General features: G+C 39.9%; 19 protein-coding genes. 8 read left to right on the top strand and 11 right to left on the bottom strand.

What is annotated here, in order from left to right:
* Window positions 1-134 precede the first annotated feature (134 nt).
* A complete protein-coding gene (locus tag EWM59_RS11920) occupies window positions 135-2,348 on the top strand; it encodes a TonB-dependent receptor (protein ID WP_130021205.1) in 2,214 nt (737 codons plus the stop codon).
* Between the two features lie 94 nt (window positions 2,349-2,442).
* Window positions 2,443-3,318, top strand: coding sequence for a glycoside hydrolase family 16 protein (locus EWM59_RS11915; protein ID WP_130021204.1), 876 nt, complete (start codon window positions 2,443-2,445; stop codon window positions 3,316-3,318).
* Between the two features lie 185 nt (window positions 3,319-3,503).
* On the opposite strand, the gene rodA is transcribed toward EWM59_RS11915, so the two are convergent.
* A complete protein-coding gene (rodA, locus tag EWM59_RS11910) occupies window positions 3,504-4,778 on the bottom strand; it encodes a rod shape-determining protein RodA (protein ID WP_130021203.1) in 1,275 nt (424 codons plus the stop codon).
* A 139-nt stretch (window positions 4,779-4,917) separates the two neighbouring features.
* A complete protein-coding gene (locus EWM59_RS11905; protein WP_130021202.1) occupies window positions 4,918-5,301 on the bottom strand; it encodes a hypothetical protein in 384 nt (127 codons plus the stop codon).
* A gap of 151 nt (window positions 5,302-5,452) precedes the next feature.
* On the opposite strand from EWM59_RS11905, the gene tsaE reads away from it, so the two are divergent.
* The 3 genes from tsaE (at window position 5,453) to EWM59_RS11890 (ending at window position 7,643) form a co-directional block, all read left to right on the top strand.
* Window positions 5,453-5,857: a tRNA (adenosine(37)-N6)-threonylcarbamoyltransferase complex ATPase subunit type 1 TsaE gene (gene tsaE, locus EWM59_RS11900; protein WP_130021201.1), complete on the top strand. Its 405-nt coding sequence runs from the start codon at window positions 5,453-5,455 to the stop codon at window positions 5,855-5,857.
* A 58-nt stretch (window positions 5,858-5,915) separates the two neighbouring features.
* Window positions 5,916-7,133, top strand: a complete 1,218-nt coding sequence (locus tag EWM59_RS11895) for an alanine dehydrogenase (RefSeq protein ID WP_130021200.1) — start codon at window positions 5,916-5,918, stop codon at window positions 7,131-7,133.
* A gap of 105 nt (window positions 7,134-7,238) precedes the next feature.
* Window positions 7,239-7,643: a hypothetical protein gene (locus tag EWM59_RS11890; protein WP_130021199.1), complete on the top strand. Its 405-nt coding sequence runs from the start codon at window positions 7,239-7,241 to the stop codon at window positions 7,641-7,643.
* Window positions 7,644-7,648: 5 nt separating this feature from the next.
* Here the strand turns inward: EWM59_RS11890 and panC are convergent, their stop codons facing one another.
* The 8 genes from panC to xerD all read right to left on the bottom strand — a co-directional run bounded on the left by panC (window position 7,649) and on the right by xerD (window position 18,598).
* On the bottom strand, window positions 7,649-8,491 hold the full coding sequence (gene panC / locus EWM59_RS11885) for a pantoate--beta-alanine ligase (protein ID WP_130021198.1): 843 nt from the start codon (window positions 8,489-8,491) through the stop codon (window positions 7,649-7,651).
* 57 nt (window positions 8,492-8,548) lie between these two features.
* Window positions 8,549-8,950 (bottom strand): response regulator, encoded by a 402-nt coding sequence (locus EWM59_RS11880; protein ID WP_130021197.1) that lies wholly within the window; start codon window positions 8,948-8,950, stop codon window positions 8,549-8,551.
* Window positions 8,925-12,470 carry a PAS domain S-box protein gene (locus EWM59_RS11875; RefSeq protein ID WP_130021196.1) on the bottom strand — a complete coding sequence of 1,182 codons (3,546 nt, stop codon included), beginning with the start codon at window positions 12,468-12,470 and terminating at the stop codon, window positions 8,925-8,927. The genes EWM59_RS11880 and EWM59_RS11875 overlap by 26 nt, the downstream gene beginning before the upstream one ends.
* On the bottom strand, window positions 12,470-12,907 hold the full coding sequence (locus EWM59_RS11870) for a response regulator (RefSeq protein ID WP_130021195.1): 438 nt from the start codon (window positions 12,905-12,907) through the stop codon (window positions 12,470-12,472). The genes EWM59_RS11875 and EWM59_RS11870 overlap by 1 nt, the downstream gene beginning before the upstream one ends.
* A 44-nt stretch (window positions 12,908-12,951) precedes the next feature.
* Entirely contained in the window at window positions 12,952-15,681 is a 2,730-nt protein-coding gene (locus EWM59_RS11865; RefSeq protein WP_130021194.1) for a PAS domain-containing sensor histidine kinase, read from the bottom strand.
* Window positions 15,682-15,973: 292 nt separating this feature from the next.
* Entirely contained in the window at window positions 15,974-16,720 is a 747-nt protein-coding gene (locus EWM59_RS11860; protein ID WP_130021193.1) for a PI-PLC domain-containing protein, read from the bottom strand.
* Window positions 16,689-17,654: a 1-phosphofructokinase family hexose kinase gene (locus EWM59_RS11855; protein WP_130021192.1), complete on the bottom strand. Its 966-nt coding sequence runs from the start codon at window positions 17,652-17,654 to the stop codon at window positions 16,689-16,691. Before EWM59_RS11855 ends, EWM59_RS11860 begins: the two co-directional genes overlap by 32 nt.
* 17 nt (window positions 17,655-17,671) lie before the next feature.
* Window positions 17,672-18,598: a site-specific tyrosine recombinase XerD gene (gene xerD, locus EWM59_RS11850; protein WP_130021191.1), complete on the bottom strand. Its 927-nt coding sequence runs from the start codon at window positions 18,596-18,598 to the stop codon at window positions 17,672-17,674.
* A gap of 76 nt (window positions 18,599-18,674) precedes the next feature.
* Here xerD and aroQ point away from each other — a divergent pair, with 76 nt between their 5' ends.
* Window positions 18,675-19,100, top strand: coding sequence for a type II 3-dehydroquinate dehydratase (aroQ, locus tag EWM59_RS11845; RefSeq protein WP_130021190.1), 426 nt, complete (start codon window positions 18,675-18,677; stop codon window positions 19,098-19,100).
* On the opposite strand, the gene EWM59_RS11840 is transcribed toward aroQ, so the two are convergent.
* Window positions 19,097-19,447, bottom strand: coding sequence for a LytR/AlgR family response regulator transcription factor (locus EWM59_RS11840; protein ID WP_130021189.1), 351 nt, complete (start codon window positions 19,445-19,447; stop codon window positions 19,097-19,099). The genes aroQ and EWM59_RS11840 overlap by 4 nt on opposite strands.
* A 339-nt stretch (window positions 19,448-19,786) precedes the next feature.
* Between EWM59_RS11840 and EWM59_RS11835 the strand changes: the two genes are divergently transcribed.
* Both EWM59_RS11835 and EWM59_RS11830 read left to right on the top strand, forming a co-directional pair.
* Window positions 19,787-20,905: an efflux RND transporter periplasmic adaptor subunit gene (locus tag EWM59_RS11835; RefSeq protein ID WP_130021188.1), complete on the top strand. Its 1,119-nt coding sequence runs from the start codon at window positions 19,787-19,789 to the stop codon at window positions 20,903-20,905.
* Window positions 20,906-20,955: 50 nt separating this feature from the next.
* Window positions 20,956-24,060, top strand: coding sequence for an efflux RND transporter permease subunit (locus tag EWM59_RS11830; RefSeq protein ID WP_130021187.1), 3,105 nt, complete (start codon window positions 20,956-20,958; stop codon window positions 24,058-24,060).
* Window positions 24,061-24,208 lie beyond the last annotated feature (148 nt).

The raw sequence follows: 24,208 nt of genomic DNA, 5'->3' as shown, positions 1-24,208 counted from the left end.
GTTTTTTCTTTTAATTTCTATCTTTAATAATTATTTTTAGACTAATCTAAAAATATATTTAGAAATATTTTGAAAATTAATTCCATTGTTCTAATTTTGAATCGTCCACATACAAAATTTTAAATTAGGACAATATGAGAAAAATATTCCTTACTATTATTTATATAGCTATTTACGGATTACTCCCTGTCTTTGCAGGAGAAATTAAGGGGACAATTGTTTCTAAAGACAAGCCCGTCAGTTTTGCGAGCGTTGTAATTGCCAATACAACCATTGGTACACAAGCCAATGAAGAGGGGAAGTTTATTATTGCCAATGCCCCTAACGGGCAGCAAACCATTCAGGTTTCAAGTGTAGGGTATAAAACAAAAACCATTACGGTCAATGTTTCAGCCAACAAATCGAACAACTTACTGATTGATATAGAAGAAGAAAATGCCCAGTTGAGTGAAGTAGTTGTAACGGGCACCATGAAAGAAACCACTATCAATGAGTCGCCTGCCCCTATTCAGATATTAAACCCCACATTTTTCAGAAAAAATCCTACTCCCAACCTTTTTGAATCGCTTTCGATGGTCAACGGGGTTCGTCCACAACTCAATTGTAATGTATGTAGTACTGGTGATATTCATATCAATGGTATGGAAGGGCCTTATACAATGGTATTGATAGATGGTATGCCTATTGTATCAGCTTTATCAACGGTTTATGGTTTGAGCGGTATTCCCAATTCAATGGTGGAACGTATCGAGGTCATGAAAGGCCCTGCTTCTACCCTTTACGGCTCTGAAGCCGTAGGAGGATTGATAAATGTCATTACCAAAAACCCAACCAAAGCACCTAAATTCAATTTTGACTGGAATACGACCTCTTATCTCGAAAATAATTTCGATGCCAGCGTAAAAGCCAAAGTAGGCAATGCCAGTGCCCTGTTTTCTGGCAACTACTTTATATTTGGCAACAGAGTAGATATCAATCATGATAATTTCACAGACGTTACCCTGCAAAACAGGTTTTCGTTATTCAATAAATGGTCTTTTCAACGCCCACAAAACAGGGTGTTTAATCTGGCAGCAAGGTATGTCTATGAAGACCGTTTCGGGGGTGAAATGCAATGGCAACGAAAAAACCGTGGGGGTGATGAAGTCTATGGCGAATCTATTTTTACCAAACGCTGGGAGTTATTAGGCAACTATCAGTTACCTTTTGAAAACGAAAAAGTTACTTTCAATTTCTCGGTAAATCAGCACGACCAGAACTCTGTTTATGGGATTACCCGTTATTTAGCCGTACAAAGAATTGCTTTCGGGCAGTTGTTATGGGATAAAAAACTGTCTAAAAACCACGATGCACTCTTTGGCGCTACAATCCGTAATACTTATTATGACGATAATACGGTTATCACACAAACAGCAGACCTGAAAAATACGCCAGACCGCATCTGGTTACCTGGTGTTTTTGTACAGGACGAAATTACGGCAGGTAGCAAAAATAAAATTCTGCTTGGTGTTCGCTATGATTATAATTCTAAGCATGGCGGCATATTTTCGCCCCGGTTAAACTGGAAATTCTCGCCTGATAAAGATAATATATTCCGTTTGAGTCTGGGCAATGGGTATCGGGTAGTCAATCTATTCTCAGAAGACCATGCCGCCCTGACAGGCTCACGCAAAGTAGTTATAAAAAATGCCCTGAAACCAGAGCGTTCTTATAATGCCAATCTTGATTATCAGAAATTCTTTACTTTTCAAAAAGGCTATGGCAATATTCAGTTCAATGCCTTTTATACCTACTTCTCCAATAAAATCATTGCCGACTACGACCAGGACCCTGAACTGGTAGTATATGATAACCTGAAAGGTCATGGTATTTCTAAGGGTGTAGCTTTTAATAGTGAATTTGCTTTTACTTCCGGCTTAAAAGCTTTCATCGGGGGTACTTTAATGGAAGTGTATAGAGTAGAGAGCAACGAGCTAAGAATCAATCAGATTCAGACACCTAATTTTACAGGTAATTACGCCATCAGTTATGCGTTCGAAAAAATGGCTTTAAGCTTTGATTTAACCGGGAATATTTACAGCCCCATGCGCTTACCTGTAGTAAGGGAATACGGCGATACCCGCCCTGAATACTCACCCTGGTTTGGTATTCATAATATTCAGGCAACCAAACGTTTTAAAAACGGGTTTCAACTCTATGGAGGTGTTAAGAACTTTACCAATTTTCTACCTAAATATCCTATTTTCAGAGCAGATGCGCCTTTTAGTGAGCAATTTGACCCCAGTTACAATTATGCCCCTTTGCAACGCATCAGAGGTTTTATAGGCGCAAGACTGAATATTTTCTGATAGCGAGTTTTACGTACCTATATTATTTATGAACAGGATTGTTTTTTCTAAACAAAAGGTGAGAACTTTACTGCAAACTCACCTATCAATCTCTATGAAAAAACATGCAATAATAGTATGTGCCTGGTTATGTTATCTGTCGGCACTTGCACAGAAACCAGACCCTTTCAAGCCCGATTTTTCTGAACCCAAAGCAATACCGGGTATGAAACTCGTCTGGAACGATGAATTTAATACCAATGGCAAACCAGACCCAAAAAACTGGCGACACGAACAGGGGTTTGTCAGAAATCAGGAAACACAATGGTATCAGGCAGATAATGCTATCTGCAAAGACGGCGTATTGCTGATTGAAGGCAAAAAAGAAGCCATCAAAAACCCCGATTATGTAGCCGGAAGCAACGACTGGCGTAAAAACAGAGAGTATGCAGAATACACTTCGTCGAGCATTCAGACAAGAGGCCTTAAACAATGGCAGTTCGGGCGGATAGAAGTACGGGCTCGGATTGATACAGCTATGGGGTCGTGGCCTGCTATCTGGACATTAGGCGTCAGTAAACCCTGGCCGTCGAATGGTGAAATAGATATCATGGAATTTTACAGGGTAAATAATGTACCTACCATTTTGGCTAATACAGCCTGGGGAACAAATACAGCCTACAAAGCGAAATGGGATGACCAGAAAATACCTTTACAGCATTTTACAGCCAAAGATAAAGACTGGGTAATGAAATTTCATACCTGGCGTATGGATTGGGATAAAGACACTATCAATCTATATTTAGACGACGAACTACTGAATAGCACGGCACTCAGCGAAACCATCAATGCCGATGGTAGTAATGGCTTTTTACAGGAACATTACCTTTTATTAAATCTGGCTATAGGAGGCATTAATGGTGGCAAAGCCATCAATAACCTGATAAAATACGAAGTAGATTACGCAAGGGTATATCAAAAAGCAGATTGAGAACCAGATTTATTTTTTACTTAATCAGATATTCTTTTCATTTTGCCACAATGTACACAAGGAAGCACGGAGACGCCCAGTCAATGTTACACTATATTAATAAAGACGATTGTGTAACATTGTGTATTAGTGTACATTGTGGCTATTCCTTTTTCCTTCCTCCATTCTCCGTTCTCCGATAAAAATTATACCTTATAACTCCTATGCGCATCTAATTTCAGGAAGATAAACAGTAAGAGAGTAAACGACCATAAAGATGACCCCCCATAGCTCAGGAATGGTAAGGGAATACCAATAACGGGCATCAGGCCGATGGTCATACCAATATTTACCAGTAGGTGAAAAAACAGAATGGCGGCCACACAATAGCCGTAAATTCGGGCAAACTTGCTTCGCTGTTTTTCGGCCAGATTCACAATGCGGTTAAGGAGGGCGGCAAAAATCAATATCACAATCAGACTACCCAAAAAGCCCCACTCCTCTCCTACTGTGCAGAAAATGAAGTCAGTCGATTGTTCAGGCACAAAGTCAAATTTGGTTTGTGTTCCCTGTAAGTATCCCTTGCCGATAACACCCCCCGAACTGATAGCAATTCTTGACTGCGTTACGTTCCAACCTGCCCCCAGAGGGTCAGAGTCTGGATTTACCAGTACCTGAATACGCTTTTGTTGGTGAGGTTGTAATACTTTATTGATAAAGAAGTCAGTACCAAATACAAACACGGCAGCAATCACAAACACGGCAATAAGCCTGAACATATTCTGCTGCGTTCGCTCATAGCGTTTCAGGAAAAAATACCAGAACAAACCACAAAGCACGAGAATACCGATAATGATATAGAGCTTGGGGAAAAACAAGGTAAATACAAACAAAATGGCCAGCGCAATACCTAAAGCCGGATAAATGCCGGGCAGACCCTCCCGATAAAATACAGCCACAAAAGCCGCAAAAGTAAGGGCTGAACCCGTTTCTTTTTGCAGAATAATAATCACAGGCGGCAAAAATACCATCACCCCGGCCACAAAAGCATCACGAAATCTGGAAATATTTACGTTCTGTGTACTTAAATACCTTGCCAAAGCCAGCGCAGTAAACACTTTTGAAAACTCGGCAGGCTGAAACGAAAAGGTGCCTATTTTAATCCATGAGCGGGAGCCTTTGATTTCGGTAGCGATAAATATGGTTCCTATAAGCACCACTACAATAAGCCCATAAAATATATAGGCAAACGAATCATAGACCTTGTAATCGACAAACAGAATAATCAGAATCAGCAAAAACGACGCACAGATAAATATCAGCTGCCTTCCGGCATTGTGCGAAAGCGAAACAATCTCAATCGGGTTTTCCGGATTGTAAACTGCTGCATAAATATTTAACCAGCCAAATAATACCAGGGCCCCATAAAGCCATACGGTTGTCCAGTCAATTCCTTCTCTAATATCAATATCACGTGCCATATTACTTCGTATTCTTTGGTGCTAACAATTTATCTTTAGGTGTTATAAAATCTATTTTTACTGATTTTGGTGTTTCTTGTGGTGGATTTCCGGGGATTTGTATGGGTTTGCTTCTTTATCGACAGGCGGCATATAACTTTTAGCTGCTATTGCTTGTACCTGAATAAGTTCCGGCAACAGCCATCGTGCTATCATAATATCCGCTAATATTGTACAACTGACAAAACATAGATATATCAATGTTCTTTGCCTTATAGAGCGGTAGATACACATCTTTATTAGCACCATAGTGGCCATAAATCTGTCCTATTAACGGAATCTGAACTTCTTTTTTGATAACCTTGGTTGAACCTACCGTAAGATATCTATCATCAATTACTTGCAGATACAGCAGCCTAAGGAGATACCCTCCACCAACCATAAAGAAAAAGCTTGGGATAATCTGTTTACCGTTCTGGAACATACAATAGGAATGAACAAAATAGGATAACACAAAAGTCGGTTTGGCGCAAATAACTTTCATTTAACAAAGTTCTTGAAAAAACAAGACAAAAACATACTTATTGTCAAGAAAAAGATGTTTTTTTTTATCAAATTTATTTATTGGATTAAGATTGGAAATATTCTAAGGATTTATGCGATTTTTGCAATAGAATCAGAAAAATCAACCGAAAATGATTTATTATCTCACAGATTTAGAAGAGATTGCAAAAAAAATTATTGGTAAGGCTGAAGACAAAACTATCTGGATATTTGAAGGGGAGATGGGTGCTGGTAAGACCACAATGATTAAGGCTATCTGCAAGGAATTAGGGGTACTGAGTACAGTACAGAGCCCGACTTTTTCGATTGTGAATGAATATGTAACTGCCGATGGAGGCAATATTTATCACTTTGATTTTTATCGTTTAAAGCGTGAATCTGAAGCCCTTGATTTTGGGATTGAAGAATATTTTGACTCAGGCAATATCTGTCTGCTCGAATGGGCACAAAAAATAGAATCACTTTTGCCTGAAAATTGTTATACTATTCGGATAGAGGTTATTGACAATAATAGCCGAAGTCTGAGCTTGAATTAATTCTAATAGTCAGGGTATGTTTACACCTGCGCTGACACAATAAAAATGCAACTAACCTATGACAGGTCAATCTGTTTCTGAATTAGCACGCCAGTCTGTACTATATCCGCAAGAATCTCCGGCACTTATAAAAAAAGGCAAAAAAAGCCTTTTTATCGGCCTTCCAAGAGAGATTTCTTTACAAGAAAGCCGGATTGCGCTAACACCTGATGCGGTAAGTCTGCTGGTAAGGAATGGGCATCAGGTAATGGTTGAAAAAGGTGCTGGAGAAGGTGCCAAGTTTTCAGATAACGATTATAGCGAAGCCGGGGCACAGATTGCTTATACGCCGGAAGAAGTTTTTGAAGCCGATATTATTCTGAAAATCGAGCCGCTGATAGAAAAAGAAATCGTTTATCTGAAAAACGACCAGACGGTAATTTCAACCCTGAATATTCCAAATCTTGACAGGAAGTATTTTGAGAAACTGAACGAAAAGAAAACTACCGGCATTGGTTTTGAATTGATACAGGACAAGGTAGGTGGTTTGCCTATTATCAGAGCGATGAGTGAGATAGCCGGCAATACAGTAATGCTCGTAGCTGCCGAATTACTGAGCAGTGTGCATAATGGCCGGGGAATTATTTTAGGGGGTATTACGGGAGTTCCTCCCACCAAGGTAGTCATTTTAGGTGCCGGAACCGTAGGTGAATATGCTGCCAGAGCTGCTCACGCCTTGGGTGCTGAAATTAAGGTTTTCGACCAGCATATTTATCGCCTGCAACGTATCAAATACACCATCGGACAGCAGATTTATACCTCCATTATTGATTCAGAAACGCTGTCAGCCGAGTTGGCAAGAGCCGATGTGGTAATTGGTGCCATGCGTGCTGAAGATAGTATTTCGCCAATGGTAGTAACAGAAGAGATGGTATCGCAGATGAAGAAAAATTCTATCATCATTGATGTTTCTATTGACCAGGGTGGTTGTTTTGAAACTTCTGAAATGACCACTCATAAACAGCCGACTTTTCAGAAATATGGTGTAACACACTATTGCGTACCCAATATTGCTTCTCGTGTAGCGCATACAGCCAGCATTGCCCTGAGCAATGTATTTACGCCTTTTTTATTAAAAACAGGTACAGTTGGTGGCATTGAGGAAATGATTTTTGCCAAACAATGGTTTACTAAAGGTGTGTACTGTTATAAAGGAAGTTTAACCAATCTTCCGATTGCCCAACGCTTTAACCTGCGCTACAAAGACCTCGGGCTTTTAACGGCAGCGAGGCTGTAGAATTATTAATAACGAATTAGTGAATGGTGAATTAGCGAATAAGTAATTCGTTCGTTTTATTCACTAATTCACCATTCGTAATTCACAATTAATCACTCAATTATCATGATTAATCATTCAAACGAAAATACAATTTTAGACGATGCTAATTCGCCCGAATTAGATAAGAAAATAATGGGTCGGGTCTCAGAGGATTTTGTGATTGTAGCCGACCACCTGAAAGAAGCCTCTTACCAGATAAGAAAGCGAGGCTTTTCTGAAAACCCTATTTTTGTGGTAACCAAGACTCCGGTTGAAGTGGGTCAGTTACTTTTTGACCGTACAGACTTCAACACAAAATTTGACTACAAAGCCTCTTTTCTGAACGAATTTGTGCAACGCCAACTGATTGGCGAAGAGTCGATAGAATTGTTCAAGGAAAATTATAAAAACCCTGAAGAATACTGCTGCCTTTTTGTCATTGAAAACGAATTTGCAGGATTTGTGTTTGTGCCGTACCCCGAAGATTAATCGGCTCAGAAAACAATATTATCAATCAGCCGTACACCTCCTAAAAAAGCAGCAATACAAATGGCTGTTTTTCCCGGCTCCTGAGCTTGTTCAACAGGAGCTAAATTATCAAAATCGGCAATTTCAAGGTATTCCAACTCAAATTCAGGAGTTTTTTTGAAATACCCGGCAGCAAATACCTTTGTGTCGGCTGATAGTTCGCCATGCTGCAGACGTTCTTTGGCTAATAGCAATAACTGATATATATGTGGTGCTAAAGCCCGGGCTTCGGCCGATAAACGCATATTGCGTGACGACATCGCCAGTCCGTCGGCTTCTCGTAAGGTTGGGCAGGGAACAATTGTTAAATCAAAACTTAAATCTGCTACCATTTGCCTGATAACTGCCACCTGTTGCAAGTCTTTCAGCCCGAAATAAGCTTTGTCGGGCTTCACGATGTGAAACAGCTTTGATACTACAATCCCTACCCCATTGAAATGCCCAGGGCGGAACTTCCCCTCCATGACTGTTTCTAAAGTACCAAAGTCGAATTTAAGTTTGGGTAATGAGGGATACATTTCTTCGGCAGAAGGCGCAAAAACCACATCGCATTGAGCAGCCTGTAAGAGTTCAGCATCTTTTTCGAGCGTGCGTGGATACTTTTTCAAATCCTCCGGATTATTGAATTGCGTGGGATTGACAAAAATACTGCACACAGTGAGGTCGTTTTCTTTTTTCGACGATTCAATCAAAGAAATATGTCCTGTATGTAAAGCACCCATCGTTGGCACAAAACCGATGGTTTTCCCGGCTTTTTGCTGGGTTTTAAGATACTGCTGGGTTTCGGCAATGGTATAGAAAATCTGCATTCTGCTTATCGGGTTATCTGTTTTTTTTTACAGAGTGCCAAATTTAGCAAATTCAGCTTATTTCTTTACTAACATTTTCAATAAGTCGGCTGTAATAGGCTTCGAGATATACCCTATGATAATCGGGTATAGTTTAGCCTTTTCTTTATCAACCGGATTGGCCGAAGAAGAAAGAATAACCACCTTGGTATCAGGAAACTGCGGCAAGTAGGTTCTGACAAACTCTTCTAAAAACTCCCAACCGTTCATCACAGGCATATTCAAATCCAGAAAAATTAGCCGTGGATAATCTGCCTGTTTACTGGCAGGCTCATTTAATAGATTTTCATAATACGCTAATGCCTCTTTACCATTCATAGCTACTACTACCTCTTTGGCAAAAGAAGCTTTTTCTGTTACCATTTTAATGAGCATCAATGTGGTTACGTCATCATCAATGCAAAGTAGTTTTTTTATCATTTCTTAGTTTGAATTTTAGAATGAATTTAGTCCCTTTATCCACCTTGCTTTCTACATCTATACTGCCTCCGAGGCTTTCTAACTGAGACCTGATTAAATACAATCCCATGCCTTTGCTATTAGGTCTGTCATGGAATTTCTGATAAAGGCCAAACATTTTTTCTCTGTGCCGTTCTAAATCTACTCCAATGCCATTGTCTTCAAAGGTCAGCACCACAAAACCTCCCTGATGTTTGGTAGTAATGCTTATTTTAAGCGGTTTTGTATAAGACCTGTATTTAATGGCATTGGTCAATAAATTGAGCAGGATACTCTCCAGATACGTTTCGTTGAAATTCACAGTCGGAACGCTGGTAAAATGCGTCTCTATCTCTGCCCCTGACTCCACTATCAGGTTCTCAACCTGAGTCATTACCTGACTAAGCATTTTTGCAAAAGAAATATCTCTCAGTTCTTTTGAATCGCCATCTCTGATAATGAGTATCTGCACTAAATCATTGATAGTATCATTCAATAAATGAGTAGAAGTTTTAAAACCCTGAATAATCTGGCTTAAAACCGGATTTTCGATAGGTATATCATCAATAATATTCAGAAATCCAATCAGGTTTGATAAAGGGGCTTTAAAATTGTGTGAGGTTATGTAAGAAAAATGGCGCAAGTCTTCGTTGGTATGATTCAACTCATTTATCAGGTCTTCTCTTTCTATTTCTCTGTGTTTACGCTCGGTTACATCTCGCTGAATGGCAATCCAATGGGTAAAAGAACCTGTATTGTCTGCCATAGGAGCAACTGACAGATTTATCCAGAACTCTTCTCCGTTTTTCTTATAGTTGATGAGTTCCATTTCACAATGCTCCCAGTTAAGCAATGCTTTTTTCAGACGCGCCAAATCTGCCTGATTGGTATTTTTACCCTGCAAAAATCTTGGATTTTTACCAATTACCTCTTCTCTGGTATATCCGGTCATTTTTGTAAAAGAGTCGTTTACATATACTATCGTTGGGCCGGGTTCATCAAGCGGTTCTGCATCTGTAATCAGCACAGCATCAGTCGCATTGGTAATAACCGATTCTAAGAGCCGCAGTCGGTTTTCTTCTTCTTTCTGGCGTGTAATATCCTGCATAGCCCCTATTATTCTGACAGGATTATGGTCGTTGTCCACTACAATAAAACCCCGGTCTAACACATATTTATAAGACCCATCGGCACAACGGAAGCGATATTCAATCTGAATATGCGATTGTTTTTTCTCAAAAACCTCGTTCAGGGTATCGGTTACTTTCTTTAAGTCTTCGGGATGAATGCTTTTTTTCCACCATTCTTCCACGTTTTCTATCTGTAAATGCTCGAATGAGTAGCCAAAAACTTTGTTAATGCCTTTGTTATAAGTAATGCGGTCTTTGATAATGTCCAGATCCCAGATGGTATCACTGGTTGCTTTCATCACAATATCATACCGTTCCTTTGATTGTTTTACTTTCTCACTTGCCTCTCTGTTTTCAATCAATACGCCTACCAGCCCGGCTGCTCGCTCAATAAAACTGATTTCGTGCGGCTTGGGCGATTTTCTGGTACGGTAATAGGTGGCAAAGCTGCCAAGTACTTCTCCGTCGCTCCTTTTAATAGGAATAGACCAACAGGCCAGAAAATGATAGGGTTCTGCCAGAGACCGGTAATTATTCCATAAAACATCTGTTTCAATATCTGTTACAATCACATTCTTTCCCAGATACATGGCCGTTCCGCATGAGCCCGCTTCGGAACCAATAGGCAGGCCATCAATACCAGCAATGTATTTAGGCGGAATTGAATCTCCGGCCAAATGATGCATGGTTTTGCCGTCTTTGAGCTGAAGGATTGAGCAGAGCGAATGAGGGATTAAATCTTCGACACTATCAATCAGTTTTTCTAAAATAGTATCTAAAGAAACCCCCGCAGTAGCATTAAGTGCATAAATTTCTTTTTCAATAGCCAGAATACGCGCCTGGTATTTGCGGGTGGTAATATCCTGCATAGCCCCCAGAATCCTGACGGGCTGATTATTTTCATAAATAATAAATGCTCTGTCGTGTACATAGGCATAGTCGCCGTCTGCTTTCAGGAAACGGTATTCAGATGAGCATTGTGCTCTTGACTGTGCCATGGCATCAGTCAATTCTTTTGCAGCATTTATCTTATCTTCAGGGTGTAAGTGGTCCTCCCAGAAATTCATATCCAGGTATTCATTCACAAACGGATACCCGAAAAGTTTCTGATACCCATTGCCTGATATGAATGTTTCTTTAGTGATTAAATTACAATCCCAGATAGCATCGCTGGTAGCCTGGGCTACGGCTTCATACCGTTCATTGGTCAGGCGAAGTTGCCTTTCATATCCGAGGCGTTTGCCTATATCTCTTGAGTTGGTTACATAGCCTTCTATGGCAGGGTCGTTCAGCAGATTTACAATGGTAGTCTCTAACCATACCCAACCGCCATCGGCATGCCTGAACCGATAGGGTGAAACATTTACACTTTTATGTAATTTAAGTTCATTGATAGTTTTCTGTATCAATTCTACATCTTTGGTATATATAAAATCAAAAGCGTTTCTATATAAAAGGCTGGCAGGCTCATACCCAACAATAGACTGATGGTTAGGACTTATATATCTGAACTTGCCATTCCGATCGATAATCGTCATCAGGTCTGCGCCGTCCTGCACCAGAGCTCTGAATCTTTGCTCACTTATTTTCAGGGCACTTTCTATTGCCAGTTTTTCGGTAATATCTGTTGCTAATACCAGGCGGGCTTTTTTTCCGGAAAAATCAATAAGATTCCCTTCTATCTCTACATAAATTAATGCTCCGTTTTTCTTTAAGTGTTGCCAGATTCTTCTGATAGTTTTTCCATGATGCTTAATTTCGTTGATGGTTTCTATTACTTCCGGAATGCTTTCTTTTGGGCGGATTTGCAGAATATTCATTTTCAGAAACTCTTCTTTTGAATACCCGTAATGCTCAACAGCGGCCTGATTGACATCTAAAAACTGCAATGTGTTGATTTCGTACACCCACATAGGTACGGGGTTCAGATGAAAAAGCTCTTTGTACCTTTTTTCTGTCTCACGTAGCGATATATTAAATTTACGGCGCTCTATACTATAAAGTGTACTTTTAGTCAATAAAGAGGCACTGAGTTCGTCTTTTAGCAGATAATCCGCTACACCTAACGATAAACTCCTGACACCGAAATCCTTATCAGCATAGCCTGTCAGCACAATAACAGGTATTTGCTGGGCAATGGACAATACTTCTTTTACCAATGTTTCACCGCTGCCATCGGGCAGAGAAAGATCAAGCAGTATCACATCAAACCCAATATGGGTCATCAGTTTTGCTTTCATTTCAACCAAAGTTCTGACATGAAAAATCGTATGCGGCAATACTTCATCTGACAGATACTCTTCTATCAGAAAATAGTCTCCGGGGTTATCTTCTACTACCAGAATATTTAGCTTTTTTGTAAAAACTGACATTACTTATGCAAAGTTTTAGGCAACGTAACAATAGAAATCCAGAAATGTTCAATAGAGGCCACTACTTTCAGAAAATCACCTGCATCAATAGGTTTGGTAATATAACAGTTTACATAGTTTTTATATGACTGATAAATATCTTTTTCTGATGAAGAAGTAGTAAGCATAATGACAGGAATATGCTTGGTGTTTTCATTAGACTTTATGGCTGTTAGTACCTCATGCCCATTCATTTTTGGCAGATTCACATCTAATAATATTAAATCGGGCATGGTTACCCTCACGTATTCTCCTTTTTTTTCTAAAAACTGTATAGCCTCCCAGCCATCTCTTACAATGCTTAACTTGTTAGCTATTTTACTTTCGTGCAAGGCTTCTGTCGTCAGAAAAATATCTCCTTCATTGTCTTCAACTAATAAAATATGTATCGGTTCCATAGATTTACAGAGTTAAGGGGGGCTATCTATTCAGTTTTCAGAAATTACTTATTAATGATAAAATGAAAGGTACTACCACTGCCATATTCCGACTCTACCCATATTTTTCCGTTATGATTCTCGATAATTTTTTTACAGATGGCTAATCCGATACCCGTGCCCGAGTATTCTTCTTTATGATGAAGCCTTTGAAAAAGATTAAAAATTTTATCAAAAAACTGTTTTTCTATCCCTATGCCATTGTCGGCTACCGAAATCTGCCAATGTTTATGGTTATCTGTGGCTATAATCCTGATTTTCGGCTTTTCTTCTTTTTTCTGGTATTTGATAGCGTTTGAGATAAGGTTCTGCATCAGTTGATACAAGGGTAACCTGGCACCGTAGAGCGTGGGCAGGTCTTCCCATACGATTATTTCCTTTTCTTCATGCCAGATATTTTTCTGCACTACTTCCTGTACCAGTTCATTCATGTTCACCCAATCGACTTCATATTCTTTTCTGCCGATTTTTGAATACTCCAACAGGTCTAAAATAATGGTTCTCATGCGGCTCGCCCCATCTACAGCAAAGTTTATGTATTGCCTTGCCCGCTCGTCCAGTTGGTCTTTATACTTTTTATCTAACTGGTTCAGAAAACCCGTAATCATTCTTAGTGGTTCCTGCAAGTCATGAGAGGCTATATAGGAAAACTGCTCTAATTCGGCATTAATCGCCGTCAGTTGTTCGGCTCTCTGATTCAGGCTCTGGTTCAATGCCATCAAGTGTAACTGGTCTCTTTTTCTGGCTGTAATATCTTCAATCTGCGAAACGAAATGGAGTGGTTCGCCAAATTTATGCCTTACCAGTGAAACCGCTATGTGCACCCATATTACATGTCTGTCTTTATGTATATATCTTTTTTCAACCTGATAACTTTCTCTTTTTCCTGCCAATAGCTCTTTCTTAAACCTGAGATGTGTTTCTACATCGTCCAGGTGGGTAATCTGCTGAAATTTTAATTCTCTGAGTTCTTCAGCACGATAGCCGGTTATATGGCATAAATTTTCGTTGACTGCAATAAATTTCCCATCAAGACCCACAATTGCCATGCCAATAGCCGAGAACTGAAAGGCGGCTCTGAATTTTTCCTCGCTTTCTCTCAGGCTCTCCTGTAATTCTTTCTGCCGGGTAATATCTCTTGAATAACAGGCTAAGGAAACCACTTTACCAGCCTCATAAATCGGGTTCAGGCTTATCTCTTTCCACCCACCTTTTATGCCTAATATTCCGGTGATATAAACCTCTTCTTTTACTGTTTCTCCTCTTAAACCTTTCAGATAGAGTGTTCGCCAGAACTCAATAAACCGGTGGTCAAAAAAATCGTCCATTAACAGGCAATCGCCTGTTACCAATATTATTCCGGTAGAGGCTCGCATAGATTCTATAAACGCCCTGTTACCTGCTATCAACCTGAAATCTCTGCTTACACTCCATATCAGGTCTTCTGTATTATTAATCAGTGCCTCTTTATCTCTTCTCTCAAACTCTTTTTCCTGCTCAGCCAGTATTTTGGTGGTTACGTCTCTGAAATTGTTGACAATGCCCTCAATACCCGGTTCATGCAGCATATTAATCAGAACCCCTTCTATCCACCGCCAGTTACCATTTTTATGTCTGATTCTTGCCACCTGCCCTAACACAGGCACGCCCGGTTTTTCCATCATCTCCATCCAGGCTTGCTGCACATATACCATATCATCGGGGTGAGTAGCCGAAAACAAATCTAAACTCGTCGATTCTTGTACGGTATAACCCAATACTTTTTCAATAGAAGGAGAAATATATTGGGGGACACCCTGAGTTGACAGAATAGCGACGCCATCTGCTCCGTGTTCAACTAATGAGGCAAAGCGTTTTTCTCTGAGTTCTGCCTCTTCTTCTACTCTTTTTCTATCTGATATATCGTTAATAAAAGTACTTATTTTCCCGTCATGCCTGCCGGTACTGCCTTTATAGAAAATTGAGGAAAATTCACACGGAAAATGTCTGCCACTCTTATGAACCCCTGTCAGTTCACCTCTTACTTTGCCTGTTTTATTTCTTTCTTCTTTATAAATATTGATAACTTCGGGTTCATACACGATAATATCGTGCCATTTTAACCCTCTGAACTCGTCGAGGGTATAACCAAACATCTGGCATGAAGCCCGGTTGGCATCTATGATAGTTCCGTCTCTATCACTAAAGATAAAACCATCTAAGGCGTTTTCAACAATGTATTGATATTTTTCTTCGCTCTGGCGAAGGGCCATTTCTGTATTTTTGTGGGCAGTAATATCAGATGAAGAAACAAAAGCACCTATTATTTTTTGGCTATTATCATAAATCGGCTTATACTTATGCTGGAAAAAATGCGCTGACCCATCAGACCCCGGCACCTTTGTTTCTGACTCCTGCTTTTCTCCTGCCAAGACTCTATTATAAATCTGTCTGACAATTTCTACCCTTTCAGGGTGAACATAAGAAAGAACAGAGTTACCTTTCTCTATTTTTATGCCGAAATAAATGGTATATAGTTCCTGAAATTTCTGATTGCAGGTAATAATATTCAGGCTATGGTCAACTACCAACAGAGACTCATCGGAATTAACCATTAAGAAATTCAGCTTTTCTTCTAATTCTTCGAGACTTTTCTGTCTTTCTGAAGAACCGAAAGAAGACTTTTTACCAAGGCTTTCAGTGCTATGCCTTTTATTTTGGGCTATGTTGTTACTCATCAGTGTTTTTTGTTTCATCCGATAGCATGTGGTTACTGACTAACCAATGGCAATGAATAAATAAGTATTGACACAAAAAACCACCTGAGGCATTTGCATCAAAAAATTTCCTTATTCACTCTGAGCCTTGTCAGTCTTCGCTGTTGTATGAATGATGACACTTAAAAAAACAAACTACGCCACTTTAATCTCAATAAAACTGATAATCTATCTATATTTACGATACAGATAATAAGCCAGCAAAAAGTAACGCTATTATCTATATGTAATTACTTGAAAAAATACTGATTACAAGGTAGCAAACATAATTTTATTTTTCAACAAAATTTTTCAATAACTCTAAATCATCGGTGCCTATAAAATCTACTTCCAGCTTTTTCAGGGTCTCAAAACCAAGGGTGGTATTGGGTGTTCCCCATATTCTCACCCGCTTACCTTTGGCATGATTTGCCATCACAAAAGCCCTGATATTCTGGTAGGTTTCTTCGGGTAATTCCTGTTTTCCAGGCCAGTATTTACCAAAATCCAGAAAACTGGCACTTACCATATCTACTCTTTTATAGGCTTCGTCAGAATACTGCGTGTTTCGTCTGCCATCAAAGAAAAACAGCTTATCATACTGCGCATATTCTTCGGTCTTGGGCATATCTCCACTAATCGTAATATGCACGTGTTGCAAATCTTTTTTATGACGTTTTATGAGTTTTTCCAGTTCTGCCATTATCAGTTTGCCATCTTTTTTCAAATCGAGCAAAAGATATAATTCTTTTTTATCAGCATAAGCATACCCTTTATTGGTTTTGATTTTAGCCAACAGGGGTTTCCAGTATAATGCCTTAAAGGTACGTTTCTTTGTAATATTCTTCCAGTCGTGGGCTACATAGAGTTTTCCGTTTTTAATGTATAAATCAGCTTCGATAGAGTCAAAGCCTAAATTATAAGCATCATAAAAAGGTTGTCTCTGCTCATAGTCATTGTGCGAATGAATGAGTTGGGCAAAAGCCTGATTGCCTAATACCAATAAACTAAAGAGGATGAATCTGATATTTTTCTCCATAAGTATTTAACCATTTAATGAGTTTAAGTGCGTCTTCTTTTCTGAATAATTGTGTACCCTCGTTCATGGTGGCTGCCGAGCCGCAAGCTACTCCCCAGCGAAGCATTTCTGATAAATCTTTTCCTTCTGACAAAGCCCATACCATACCCCCTACCATACTGTCGCCTGCGCCTACTGTACTCTTTTTTTGTACAGGTGGGGCCGGAATATGCTCGCATATATCTTTGGTTACCAATACTGCCCCCTGCGGGCCTAACGAAACCACCACTACCTCACATTTGCCTTTACTGATGATTTGTCTGGCAGCATCATCTACTTCATTAATTTCAAGCGATTCGGCTTTTACCAGTTTGGCCAGTTCGCCTACATTGGGTTTTAAAAGAAATACGCCTTCGTCAATGGCTTTTTCCAACGGTGCGCCAGAAGTATCAATAATCAGTTTAGAACCTGTCTTGCGCGATACTGCCGCTACCCTTTCATAAAAATCATCACCTAAACCCGGCGATAAACTCCCACTGGCTACCAGAAATTCAGGCTTTGCTTCCTCTATAGCTTTCAGTATCTCCTGGGCTTCTTTAGTTGTAATAGCCGGGCCGGGCATACCAAACCTGTATTGCGCATTAGTAAGGGTATCTACTGCTATAAAGTTTTCTCTTGTCCAGCTTTCGGTTTTTATTACCTCATAGGCAATCTTTTCTTTCTTTACCAACTCCTGTAACAATTCGCCCGAGGCACCACCTACCGTAAAAATAGCTAATGAATTGCCGCCCAGACGAGCAATAGCCTTCGATACATTAATACCTCCGCCACCCGCATCAAAATGTGGGGCTTCACATCTGATTTTCTGTTCGGCTACCAAACCCGAAAACTTGGTACTCTTGTCAATAGCCGGACTAACCGTTAAAGTAAGAATCTTATGGTCATTTTTTTTCATGGTGCCTTACAATTTAATTATTTCTTTACCTGTTTAAACTTGTTTCCCTCTCTTGGGTGATAACTTTTAAGGGTTTCCTGTAAAAATGCTCTGTCTAAATGCGTATATATTTCGGTAGTCGTAATAGACTCATGCCCCAGCATTTCCTGCACGGCTCTCAGATCTGCCCCTCCTTCTATCAGATGGGTGGCAAACGAATGGCGAAAAGTGTGTGGCGAAATGCTTTTATGAATACCTGCCCGTTCGGCAAGTTCTTTAATAATCAGAAAAATCATGACCCTTGTCAAGGCTTTTCCACGGCGGTTCAAAAATACAATATCTTCTGCCTCAGGTTTTATATCCAGATGGTTTCTGCTATTTTCGAGATAAATCTTCGTGTATTTAATGGCATCTCTGCCAATAGGAACCAGCCGCATCTTGTTACCTTTGCCTACTACCCTGATAAAACCAATATCAAAATAACAATTCGTGAGTTTTAAATCAACCAGTTCAGAAACCCGGATACCACAACTATACAGCACTTCTATGATTGCCCGGTTACGAGTGCCTTCTGGGGTTGACAAGTCTATTATAGCCAACATTTGCTCAATTTCGGGAAAAGATAAGGTATCAGGCAATTTTCTCCCGGTTTTGGGTCCTTCAATCAACTGGGTAGGGTCAATCTGAATCAGGTTTTCTATAGCCAGGTACTTGTAGAAGGATTTGATACCTGACAGGATTCTGGCTTGCGAAGTGGGAGTAAGTCCGAATTGATTAATGTACTCAAGAAAATCTGCGATGTCTTTTTCGGTAATGGCTTCAGGGCCGCGGTTATGCGCTGCCATAGCCGCAAACTGGCTTAGTTTTTCAACATCTCTCAGGTATGCCTCGATAGAGTTTTCAGACATAGACCGCTCAAGCCGAAGATAGTTTTTAAAATGTTGAATGTAGATGGGCCAATTCAAAAGAGTCAGATTTTATCAGTAAACACGAATCGTTTTCGTAACTTGCCGTAAAAATACTGAATCAATCGTTTTTTCGATGAAAAAAATTATTATTATCAATGGCCCTAATCTGAACCTGCTCGGCAAAAGAGAACCACATATCTACGGTAGTCAGACTTTTGAAGATTATTTAGGAGAACTCAAACAACTTTTTTCAACCATTGAGTTACATTATTACCAATCGAATCATGAGGGAGGTATTATTGATAAAATACATGAAGTAGGCTACGGGATAGTGGAATTTGATGGGCTGATAATTAATGCAGGGGCTTATACGCATACATCTATTGCCATTGCTGATGCGCTTTCGGCCATCAAAACTCCGGCAATAGAAGTGCACATTTCTAATATTCATGCCCGGGAGGCTTTTCGCCACCACTCTTATCTGTCGAGCCGATGCAAAGGCATGATATGCGGATTAGGCATGAAGGGTTACGAAATGGCTATCCGCTATTTTATCTAAACTGCCATTTTCAGGCAGGCCAGTTTCTGAACCAGCGCTTCTTTTCTACGGCGGGCTACCAATACAGTTCTGTTATTGGCCAGTTGTACGGTGTCTTCACCACAGGTATTTACATGATTAAGATTGATAATAAAAGAGCGGTGCGAACGGAAAAACGAAACGTTGGCGGCTAATCTTTCTTCTAATTTTTTCAGATTAGTAGCTACATAGATTACTTTACCAGAGTTTAAATGAACTTTGGTATAATTAATGTCAGCTTCCATCAGTACAATAATTGATGGATTAAATTTTTTATGTCCGCCTACTCTTACAAGGGTCTCGCTTTTCAAGTTCATATTTGCTTTCATGGCTTTATTTTTCAGGTGGTTATTAAAATCTTTAGTCAAAATTAGACAGTGCTTTAACACCCTCCTATCCAAAATAAGTATCTGGTAGTTTTAGCTTTTTAAACGGCGGATTTAGCTTCAAATCTGGTTATTTCTCCTCATAATACGTTTTTTAATGAATAGTCGTCAAAATCGACTAATTTGTCGTTTATTTATAGTTACAATCACTAAAAACACTTACTTTCGTAAAAAAAAGTTACTATTTTCCGTTTATAATTAAGAAAAAATTAAATTATACATCGAATTGGCACTTAATCCTTAATTACTTACCCTATAATAAAAAATAAGACAAATTTTAAGATGCGTACTATACTAATCATTATTGCAGTTGTTGTTGTGCTTGTGCTGGGCAAAATATTCTTTTTTAGTAAACCGGAAGAAAAAGGAGCCGGTGGCCCGGGTGGTGGCGGTGGGGCAGCAGCAGGCAGAGGAGGAGAAAAAGGTAAAGGCGGTGGACCCGGCGGGGCAGGTGGTGGCGCACCTACAGCCGTAAATATATTTGTTACAAGTTTTGCAACGCTTGATAACGCAGTTACCTCACCGGGTACTGTTTTCCCGAACGAAGAAGTACAATTAATGGCAGAAGCAGCCGGACGATTGGTATCTCTCAATATCAAAGAAGGTAGCAGAGTAGCAGCCGGACAGGTAATTGCCAAAATTAAAGATACCGATTTACAGGCGCAATTGAAAAAAATCAATTATCAGATTGAGCTGGCTAAACAAACAGATGCCCGTCAGAAGAAACTATTAGAAATCAATGCCATCAGTAGAGAAGAATATGAAATTACCTCTAATACTTTGAATACGCTTGATGCCGACAAAGAGTTTTTAGAAACCAGTATTGAAAAAACGGTTTTGAGAGCGCCCTTTTCAGGAAAAATAAGTTTTAAAAACGTGAGCCAGGGAGCTTATGTTTCACCAACGACGAGTCTGGCAACATTGGTGCAGACCAATCCTGTAAAAGTTGACTTTGCCATTCCTGAAAAATATTCAACACAAATCAGATTGGGTAGTAATGTAAAATTTGAGGTAGAAGGGCAAACCGCCAGTTATTCAGCAACTATTGTGGCAATTGACCCGAAAATTGATCCGAATTTACGTACCTTAAAAGTAAGAGCACTCGCACAAAACCCGAACGACAGACTGATTCCGGGTATGTTTGTGAAAGTAACCGTTGATTTAGATATTTCGCAGGCTATTATGGTACCTACCGAAGCTATTATTCCGGTATTGAAAGGGAAGAAAGTATATGTGATGCAAAATGGTAAAGTAACCGAGAAAATGGTAGAAACCGGCTTGCGTAATGAAAAAAATATTCAGATTACAAGTGGGCTTGTATCAGGCGATTCGCTGATTGTGAGCGGTATTATGGCATTGAAAAAAGATGCACCTGTAAAAGTAAAACAGGTGATGAAATAAGAGATTGCTCATGCCTGTTGGCATGAATTAACAACGAAATTCACAAAATTATGTCTATATCAACTATTTCCATCAAGCGCCCGGTATTAGCCATAGTGATGAACCTTGTCATCATCCTATTTGGTGTTATTGGATACACATTTTTAGGCGTACGCGAATACCCGTCTATCGACCCGCCTGTGGTGTCGGTGCGTACCGCTTATGCCGGTGCCAATGCCGATATTATTGAATCTCAGATCACCGAACCTCTTGAGAAAAACCTCAATAGTGTAGAGGGTGTCAAATCTATCAGTTCCTCTTCTAATGTAGGTACCAGCCAGATTACCATCGAGTTTGAATTAGGGGTTGATATGGAACGGGCTGCAAACGATGTACGCGATAAAGTATCAGGGGCTGTAAGACAGCTACCTCAGGATATTGATGCCCCGCCTACCGTATCTAAGGCCGATGCCAACTCTGATCCGATTATGAGTATGTTGTTGCAAAGCGAATCACGTTCTCACCTTGAAATCAGTGATATGGCTGAAAACGTTGTGGCCCAACGCTTACAGACCATTCAGGGGGTAAGCTCGGTAATGATATGGGGACAGAAAAAATATGCCATGCGTTTGTGGATGGACCCGACCCGTATGGCTGCACAGGGCGTAACGACACAAGATATAAAACAAGCTCTTGACCGTGAAAATGTAGAGTTGCCAAGTGGAAAACTCGCCGGAGACAATACTGAATTAACCGTAAAAACCGTAGGTCGTTTCAAAAATGAAACTGACTTTGAGAACCTGATAGTAAAGACTATAGGCGATAAAATTATTCGTTTTAAGGATATTGGTAACATTCAGTTAGGCCCTGAAAATGAAGAAACCATTCTGCGTCTGGGAGGTATTCCGATGATTGGTCTGGCTATCGTGCCTCAACCCGGTACTAATTATCTTGAAATTTCGAAAGAAATTAAAAAGAGATTAGACGAGATTAAAAGAGATTTACCGAAGGATTATAAAATGGACATATTGCTTGACAATACAGTCTTCATCGAAAACTCAGTAGAAGAGGTAGGTGAAACTTTATTGATTGCGATTGTGCTTGTGGTAATTATCATATTCTTGTTCTTCCGTGACTGGATTATCGCCATCAGACCTCTGATTGATATTCCGGTTTCGTTAATCGGTACTTTCTTTGTGATGTATATGCTGGGATACTCGGTTAATGTACTGACACTCTTAGCGATTGTATTAGCGACAGGTTTGGTGGTTGATGACGGTATTGTGGTAACGGAGAATATCTATAAAAAGATAGAAGAAGGCATGAAGCCGATAGAAGCAGCTATTAAAGGAGCCAATGAGATTATATTTGCCGTAGTTTCTACCTCTATTACGCTGGCATCGGTATTCTTACCCGTAATATTCATGCAGGGCTTTGTAGGTAAACTCTTCCGTGAGTTTGGTATCGTGCTTGCTTCCGCCGTATTGATTTCTGCCTTTGTATCCTTAACACTTACCCCTATGCTGAATGCTTATCTGGTAAGAAAAACCAATAAGCGTTCGTGGTTCTACGAAAAAACAGAGCCTTTCTTTGAAAACATGATTAACGGTTATCGTGACCGATTGACCAGTTTCATGAAAATGCGTTGGCTGGCTATTCCGATTCTGTTCCTGACTTTAGGTATTGCGTGGTTCTTCGGTAGAAATGTTCAACAGGAATTAGCACCATTAGACGACCGTAACTGGTTCCGTATTTCGGTTACTGCCCCTGAAGGTTCGTCGTTTGAGTACATGGATAACTACATGCTTAAACTGGGCAAAATGTTACAGGACTCAATACCAGAGGCAAGAGGAATCATGTTGATAACTGCACCCGGTTTCTCAGGTTCGGGTTCGCCAAATACTGGAATGGTGCGTGTGGCTCTGAAAGATAAAAAAGAAAGAAAACGCTCGCAACAGGAGATTGTTGACTTTGTTACCAAAAAACTGAGAGGTATGCCAGATGCCCGTGCGTTTGCCATTCAGCAGCAAACTATCTCGGTTGATGCCCGTGGGGGTTTACCTGTGCAATATGTAGTTCAGGCACCTGACTTTGAAAAATTGCGTGATTATATGCCTAAGTTTATGGATGAAGTAGCAAAAGACCCGACTTTTGTGGTATCAGACATGAACCTGAAATTTAATAAACCGGAATTAGAAGTATCTATTGACCGTGAAAAAGCGAAAAGTATGGGTATTTCGGTAGCAGATGTTGCGCAGAATATGCAATTGGCTTTTGCCGGACAACGTTTTGGCTACTTTACCATGAATGGTCGCCAGTATCAGGTTATCGGGCAATTTGACCGTGCCAACAGAGACGAGCCTTTAGATTTGAAAAGTACCTTTGTGAAGAATAATCAAGGTGAACTGGTTCAGTTAGATAACATTGTAAAAACAGAAGAGCAAAGCAGTCCACCGCAATTGTATCACTTTAACCGATACATGAGTGCAACGGTATCTGCTGGTTTAGCCCCTGGCAAAACCATTGGAGATGGTATCAAAGCAATGGACGCAATCAGAGATAAACTGAACGATGAGTCAATCAGAACAACACTTTCGGGTTCTTCACGCGACTTTGCCGAAAGTTCATCTAATACACTTTATACTTTCTTATTGGCACTCTTATTGGTTTATCTGATTCTTGCCGCTCAGTTTGAAAGTTTCGTTGACCCATTCATTATTATGCTTACCGTACCGTTAGCGGTAGCAGGTGCCATGTTCTCGTTATGGTATTTCAATCAGACCCTGAACATTTTCAGCCAGATTGGTATGATTATGCTGATTGGGTTGGTAACAAAAAACGGTATCCTGATTGTGGAGTTTGCCAATCAGTTACGTGAGAAAGGTATGTCAATCAAAGAAGCGGCTATTGAAGCAGCGGCCATGCGTTTCCGCCCTATCTTAATGACCAGTTTAGCCACTGTATTAGGTGCAGCGCCTATTGCTTTTGCGTTAGGTTCAGCCGGAAAAAGCCGTATGTCAATGGGTATCGTAATTATGGGTGGCTTGTTGTTCTCGCTGGTACTTACCTTATATGTAATTCCTGCCATCTACTCTTTCTTGTCTCGTAACAAAGATTTTGAGCGTATGAAACAAATTGAGAAAATTGCGCACGAGTCGGAGCATGAAATGGCATAATCTAAAAACAGGGAGATACTTTGGAGTATCTCCCTGTTTTTAAGTATGCCAATGAACAAACCTCATAACCTGATTATTTATCTTACTTGTAAAATCAATTGCCCGATTAACAATCCGGCATACTAATAAAAATCGAAGCATCATTTCA

Source organism: Emticicia agri, assembly GCF_004168285.1.
In the GTDB taxonomy this organism is placed as follows: Bacteria; Bacteroidota; Bacteroidia; order Cytophagales; family Spirosomataceae; genus Emticicia; species Emticicia agri.
This window is presented reverse-complemented; position numbering and strand designations above follow the sequence as displayed.